Here is a 6729-nt window from a genome sequence, read left to right as displayed (position 1 = left end):
CGGCTGCTCCCCGTCGACCCGGCCACGGCCGACCGCGCCACCCTCGCCGGGCTGCTCGACGGCGTACCGCCGACCCGGGTCGTCGGGGAGCAGCCGGGGGGTGCCGCCGCGGGCGGCGACGAGCGCGGCGAGCCGGTCGGCGACGTCCTGGCCGGCGGCGGTGTGCACCAGCGTCCAGTCGCCGCCGGCGGCCCCGGCGGCGAGCGGCCGGGGCCGCCAGGTGACCCGGTACCGCCAGCCGTCGACCAGGGTGTCCTCCCGCTGCTGGCGACGCCAGGCGGCGAGGTCCGGCAGCAGGTCGCGCAGCGGCCGGTCCGGGTCCACGCCGAGCCGGCCGGCGAGCGCGTCGCCGTCGCCGTCCACCACGGCCCGCCAGAACGCGGAGTCGGTGTCGTCGCCGGCCGGGCCGGGGGCGTCGGCCGGGGCGGCGTGGAGGGTGGGCCAGAACCGCTGGTGCGCGAACGCGTACGTGGGCAGGTCCACCGGACCGGCGCCGGGCAGCAGCGCCGGCCAGCGCACGGCGGTGCCCTGGCAGTGCAGCCGGGCCAGGGCGCCGAGCAGGGTGGACACCTCGTCCTGGCCGGGCCGCTGCACGCCGGTGACGGTGACCGGGGCGTCGGCGGGGAGCGCGTCGGCGGTCAGGGCGGTGAGCACCGTGTCGGGGCCGACCTCCAGGAACCGGGTCACCCCGTGGGCGTGCAGGTGGGTGACGGTGTCGGCGAACCGGACGGCCTCGCGGACGTGCCGGACCCAGTAGTCGGGGCTGCACAGCTCGTGGGCGTCGACGACCGTGCCGGTCAGGTTCGACACGACGGGCACGGCCGGCGGGGCGTACGCGAGGGTCGCGGCGACGGCCGCGAACTCGGCGAGCATCGGCTCCATCAGCGGGCTGTGGAAGGCGTGGCTGACCCGTAGCCGCTTGGTCCGCACGCCGAGGGCGGTGAACTGGTCGGCCAGCTCGGTCAGCGCGTCCAGTTCCCCGGCGACGACGACGGCGGCCGGCCCGTTGACGGCGGCCACGGCCACCCGACCGGCGTACCCGGTGAGGGCCTGGGCCACGTCGACCTCGGCCGCCGCGACGGCGAGCATGCCGCCCCCCGCGGGCAGCGCCTGCATGAGCCGGCCCCGGTTGCCGACGAGCGCGCAGGCGTCCGGCAGGGTCAGCACCCCGGCGACGTGCGCGGCGACGATCTCACCGACGGAGTGACCGGCCACGAAGTCGGGTCGGATCCCCCAGTGTTCGAGGAGGCGGTACAGCGCCACCTCGACGGCGAACAGCCCGGCCTGGGTGAACACGGTCTGGTCGAGCAGGTCGGCGTCGGCGGTGCCGGGCGAGGCGAACAGGACCGGGCGCAGCGGCCGGGGCAGGTGCGCGTCGAGGTGCTGGCACGCCTCGTCCACGGCGCGGGCGAAGACGCCGAACGTGTCGTACAGCCGGCGGCCCATCCCGGCGTGCTGGGCGCCCTGGCCGGAGAACAGCACCGCGAGGGCCCCGCCGGTCTCGGCGACGCCCCGGGTGAGGCCGGGGTGGTCCTGCCCGGACGCGAGGGCACGCAGCCCGGTGAGGGCGGCGTCCCGGTCGGCGGCGAGCAGCACCGCGCGGTGCCGCAGCGCGGAGCGGCCGGTGGCCAGTCCCCGGGCGACGTCCGCGTCGGGGGTGGGGTGCCCCGGCAGCCAGTCGGCGAGCCGGGCGGCCTGGTCGCGCAGGCTCTCCGCGCCGTCGGCGGTGACGACCCAGGGCAGCACCGGCAGCTCGGCGGGGGCCGGGGCGGCGGGCGCGGGCGGTTCGGCGGGGGCCTGTTCCAGGATGACGTGCACGTTGGTGCCGCTCACCCCGAACGACGACACGCCGGCGCGGCGGGGCCGGTCCACCGCCGGCCACGGCTGCGGCTCGGTGAGCAGGGCGACCGCTCCGGCGGACCAGTCGACGTGCGGGGACGGCTCGTCCACGTGCAGCGTGGGCGGCAGCAGGTCGTGCCGCATCGCCATGATCATCTTGATCACGCCGGAGACGCCGGCGGCGGCCTGGGTGTGCCCGATGTTCGACTTCACCGAGCCGAGCCACAACGGACGGTCCGCCGGCCGGTCCCGCCCGTACGTGGCGAGCAGCGCCTGCGCCTCGATCGGGTCGCCGAGCCGGGTGCCGGTGCCGTGCCCGTCGACGACGTCCACGTCGGTGCCGGCGAGCCGGGCGTTGGCGAGGGCCTGCCGGATGACCCGCTCCTGGGCGGGGCCGTTGGGCGCGGTGAGCCCGTTGCTGGCGCCGTCCTGGTTCATCGCGGAGCCGCGGACCACGGCGAGGATGCGGCGGCCGTCGCGCTGGGCGTCGGAGAGGCGCTGGAGCAGCACCAGGCCGACGCCCTCGCCCCAGCCGGTGCCGTCGGCGGCCCCGGCGAACGACTTGCACCGGCCGTCGAGGGCCAGCCCCCGCTGGCGGGCGAACTCCAGGAACGGGCCGGGGGTGGCCATCACCGTGACGCCGCCGGCGACGGCGAGGTCACACTCGCCCTGCCGCAGCGACTGGCAGGCCAGGTGCAGCGCCACCAGGGAGGACGAGCAGGCGGTGTCGACGCTGACGGCGGGGCCCTGCAACCCGAAGTGGTACGCCAGCCGGCCGCTGATGACGGCGGCGGCGTTGCCGGTGGCCTGGTAGCCCTCGGTCTCGACCCGCGCGGCGAGCAGCAGGGTCGCGTAGTCCTGCCCGTTGGTGCCGACGAACACGCCGGTGCCGGTCTCCCGCAGGTCGGCGGGGGCGGTGCCGGACCGCTCGAACAGCTCCCAGGCGCTCTCCAGCAGCAGCCGCTGCTGCGGGTCCATCACCAGCGCCTCGCGCGGGGAGATGCCGAACAGGGCGGCGTCGAAGCCGGTGGCGTCGGCGAGGAAGCCGCCCTCCCGGACGTACGAGGTGCCGGGCCGGTCCGGGTCGGGGTGGTAGATGGCGTCCAGGTCCCAGCCCCGGTCGGCGGGGAACTCGGCGATGCCGTCGCGGCCCTCGCTGACCAGCCGCCACAGGTCCTCGGGGCTGGCCACCCCGCCGGGGAACCGGCAGCTCATCGAGACGACGGCGATCGGCTCGTCGAGGGCGGTGGCGGCCCGCACGGGCGCGACCGCCGGGGCGTCGTCGCCGGTGAGCCGGTCGGCCAGGTGGTCGGCCAGGGCGCCGGGCGTCGGACGGTCGAACACCAGCGTCGCCGGCAGGGTCTCACCGACGGCCTCGGCGAGCCGGTTGCGCATCTCGACGGCGCTGAGCGAGTCGAAGCCGATCTCCCGGAACGACCGGTCCGCCGCGAGGTCCTCCGCCGACGGCAGCCGGAGCACCGCAGCGGCGTGCACCCGGACCAGGTCCAGCAGGACCCGGCGGCGTTCCGGCGCGGCGAGCCCGGCGAGGCGGGCGCGCAGCGGCGAGTGGGCGGCCGGGGCGTCGCCGGCCGGGGCGGCGGCGAGCAGCCGCGCCACCTCCGGCACGTCCCCGATCAGCGGCCGGGGGCGGGCCAGCGTGTAGGTGTGCAGGAACCGGTCCCAGGCGATGTCCGCGACGGTGAGCGTGGTCTCGTCGTGGGCGAGCGCGTCGGCCAGCACGGACACCGCGAGGTCGGGGCGCATCGCCCGGACGCCGGAGCGGAACATCTGGTCCGCGGCGCCCTCGGCGTCGACCATGCCGCCGCCGTCCCAGGCGCCCCAGGCGACGGCGGTGCCCGGCCGGCCCCGGCGGCGGCGGTCCTCGGCGAACGCGTCGAGGAACGCGTTGCCGGCGGCGTAGCCGCCCTGGTGCCCGCCGCCCCAGACGCCCGCGCCGGAGGAGAACAGCACGAACGCCGTCAGGTCGTCGCCGAACACCTCGTCGAGGTGCACCGCGCCGGACACCTTGGCCCGCAGGGCGTACGCCAGCTCCGCCGGGCCGAGGGCCGCGACGGGTCCGGCGTGGGCCACCCCGGCGGTGTGGAACACGGCGTCGACGCGGACGCCCTGCGCGGCGAGTTCGACGGCGAGCGCCCGCAGCGCGTCGGCGTCGGCGACGTCACAGGCGGCGACGGTGACGGTGGTTCCGGCCGCGTCGAGTTCCGCCGCCAGCTCGGCGGCGCCGGGGGTGGCCGGACCCTGGCGGCCGGTCAGCACCAGCCGGGCGGCGCCCTCCCGGGCCAGCCAGCGGGCCACCTGCGCCCCGATCGAGCCGAGGCCGCCGGTGACCAGGACGGTGCCGCCCCGGGGGCGCCAGCCGCCGGCCGGGGCGCGGTCGGCGCGGGCCCGGACGAGCCGGCGGGCGAACACCCCGGACGGGCGCAGCGCGAGCTGGTCCTCGGCGTCGACGCCGGCCAGCACCGCCACGAGCCGGGCCCGGTCCCGCGGGTCCAGCTCCGTGGGCAGGTCCACCAGGCCGCCCCAGCGGTCGGGGTGTTCCAGGGCGACCACCCGGCCGAGGCCCCAGACCGTCGCCTGGCCGGGACGGTCGAGCGGGTCCGCCCGGCCGGTGCAGACGGCTCCGGTGCTGGCGCACCACAGCGGGGCGGCGATTCCGGCGTCGCCGAGGGCCTGGACGAGGGCGACCGTGCCGGCGAGGCCAGCGGGCAGCACGGGCTGCTCCGGGTGCGGGTCGTCGTCGAGCGCGAGCAGGGAGAACACCCCGCCGACCGGTGCGGCGTCCCCGGCGGCCCGCCCGAGCTGGTCGGCCAGCGCCGCCCGGTCCGGGTCGGTCACGGGGACCCGGACGACGTCCGCGCCGCCCTCGGCGAGGGCCGCGTCGGCGGCGGCGACCAGCGGGTGGTCGGCCCGGCCGGCCGGCACCACCAGCAGCCAACGGCCGGACAGGGCCGCGTCGGCGGGGGTGGGCAGCGGCTTCCAGGTCACCCGGTACCGCCAGGAGTCCACCGTGGACTCGTCGTGGCGGCGGCGCCGCCAGGAGGAGAGCAGCGGCAGCGCCGGGTCGAGGGACCGGGCGTCCGTCTCGTCGATCCGCATGGCGGCGGCCAGCGCCCGGGGGTCGGCCTGTTCCACGGCCGCCCAGAACCGCCGGTCCGTGTCGTCCCCACCGGCCGGGCCGGTCGGGGTCGCGGCCTGCGGCCAGTACCGCTGCCGCTGGAAGGCGTAGGTGGGCAGCTCCACGGCCGGGCCGGTACGGGTGCCGAGCATCGCGGCCCAGTCCACGGGCACGCCGTGCACGTGCAGCTCGGCGAGGGCGGCGACGACGTCCGGCCAGCCGGGAGCGGCGGTGTGCACCACGACGGCGTCGTGTCCGGCGTCGGCCACGGTGCGCCGGAGGGCGGCGGCGAGCACCGGGCCCGGGGCCACCTCCAGCAAGACCTGATGTCCCGCGTCGAGCAGGGCCCGCACGACGCCCTCGGTGTCGGCGTCGGCGCGCAGGCCCCGGTACCAGTCGGCGGCGTCGAGGCCGGCGGTGTCGACCTGTCCCCCGGTGGACGTGGAGTGCAGCGGCACCTCGGCCGCCCGGAGGGCGATCCCGGCCAGGTCGGCCGCCGGGTCGTGCGGCGCGGCCGGCTCGGCGGCCGGGGGCCGGCTGCCGAGGGCGATCACCTTCGCGGCGTCCGCCAGCGACAGCGCGCCGGCCACGCAGGCCGCCGCGACCTCGCCCGTGCCGTGTCCGAGCACGGCGGCGGGTCGTACGCCGAGGAAACGCCACAGCCGGGCCAGCGAAACCGTCACGGCCCACCGGGCGGGCTCCGCCACCCCGGGGCGGGTCGGCGACGGGGCGTCGTCGGTGCCGCGCAGCACGGCGGTGAGCGACCAGTCGACCCAGGGGGCGAGGGCCGCCTCGCACTCGGCGACGGATTCGGCGAAGACGGGTGACCGGTCCAGCAGGTCGGTCACCGCGCCGGGCCGCTGCTCCGCGTCGCCGGGGAGGACGAGGACGGGATCGCCGCCGCGCAGGGCCGTGCCGGTGACCGCCGTCGGGGCGTCCTCGCCGAGGCGGAACGCGTCCAGCGCCCGCAGCAGGCCGACGGTGTCCCGGCCGAGCAGCACGGCGCGGTGCGGGAACGCGGCCCGCGTGGTGACCAGGGCGTGCGCGACGTCGGCGGGCTCGATCTCGGGGTGCGCCGCCAGGTGCTCGCGCAACCGGGCGGCCTGTTCCCGCAGCGCCGGGCCGTCGGCGGCGGACAGCACGAGGGGTACGACGCCGGTACGCGGCGCCGCGACCGTCCTGCCCTCGATGACGGGGGCGGGCGGCTGCTCGATGATCACATGCGCGTTGGTGCCGGAGATCCCGAACGACGACACGGCCGCCCGACGCGGCCGGTTCACGACCGGCCACGGGGTGGCCTCGGTGGCCAGCGCCACCGCACCCGCCGTCCAGTCGATGTGCGGGGACGGCTCGTCCACGTGCAACGTCGCCGGCACCACACCATGCCGCATCGCCATGATCATCTTGATCACGCCGGCCACCCCGGCGGCGGCCTGGGTGTGCCCGATGTTCGACTTCACCGACCCCAGCCACAACGGACTGCCCGCCGGCCGGTCCTGCCCATAGGTGGCCAGCAACGCCTGCGCCTCGATCGGGTCACCCAACGTCGTACCCGTGCCGTGCGCCTCCACCGCATCCACATCGGCCGTCGTCAGGCGCGCGTTCGCCAACGCCTGCCGGATCACCCGCTGCTGCGACGGACCATTCGGCGCCGTAAGACCGTTCGACGCACCGTCCTGGTTCACCGCCGTACCCCTGACGACGGCCAGGATCCGCCGGCCGTCCCGCCGGGCGTCCGACAGCCGCTGCACCAG

General features: G+C 77.9%; 1 protein-coding gene. It reads right to left on the bottom strand.

All coding sequences use genetic code 11. From position 1 onward, the window contains the following. Positions 1–6729: SDR family NAD(P)-dependent oxidoreductase (locus tag ABT023_RS28685; RefSeq protein WP_350889772.1), on the bottom strand; the 6729-nt coding region annotated here is incomplete at both ends.

This window comes from Micromonospora sp. NPDC002296, from assembly GCF_040296145.1.
In the GTDB taxonomy this organism is placed as follows: domain Bacteria; phylum Actinomycetota; class Actinomycetes; order Mycobacteriales; family Micromonosporaceae; genus Micromonospora.
Note: the sequence above shows the minus strand (reverse complement) of the source record. Positions and strands in the feature narration are given on the sequence as shown.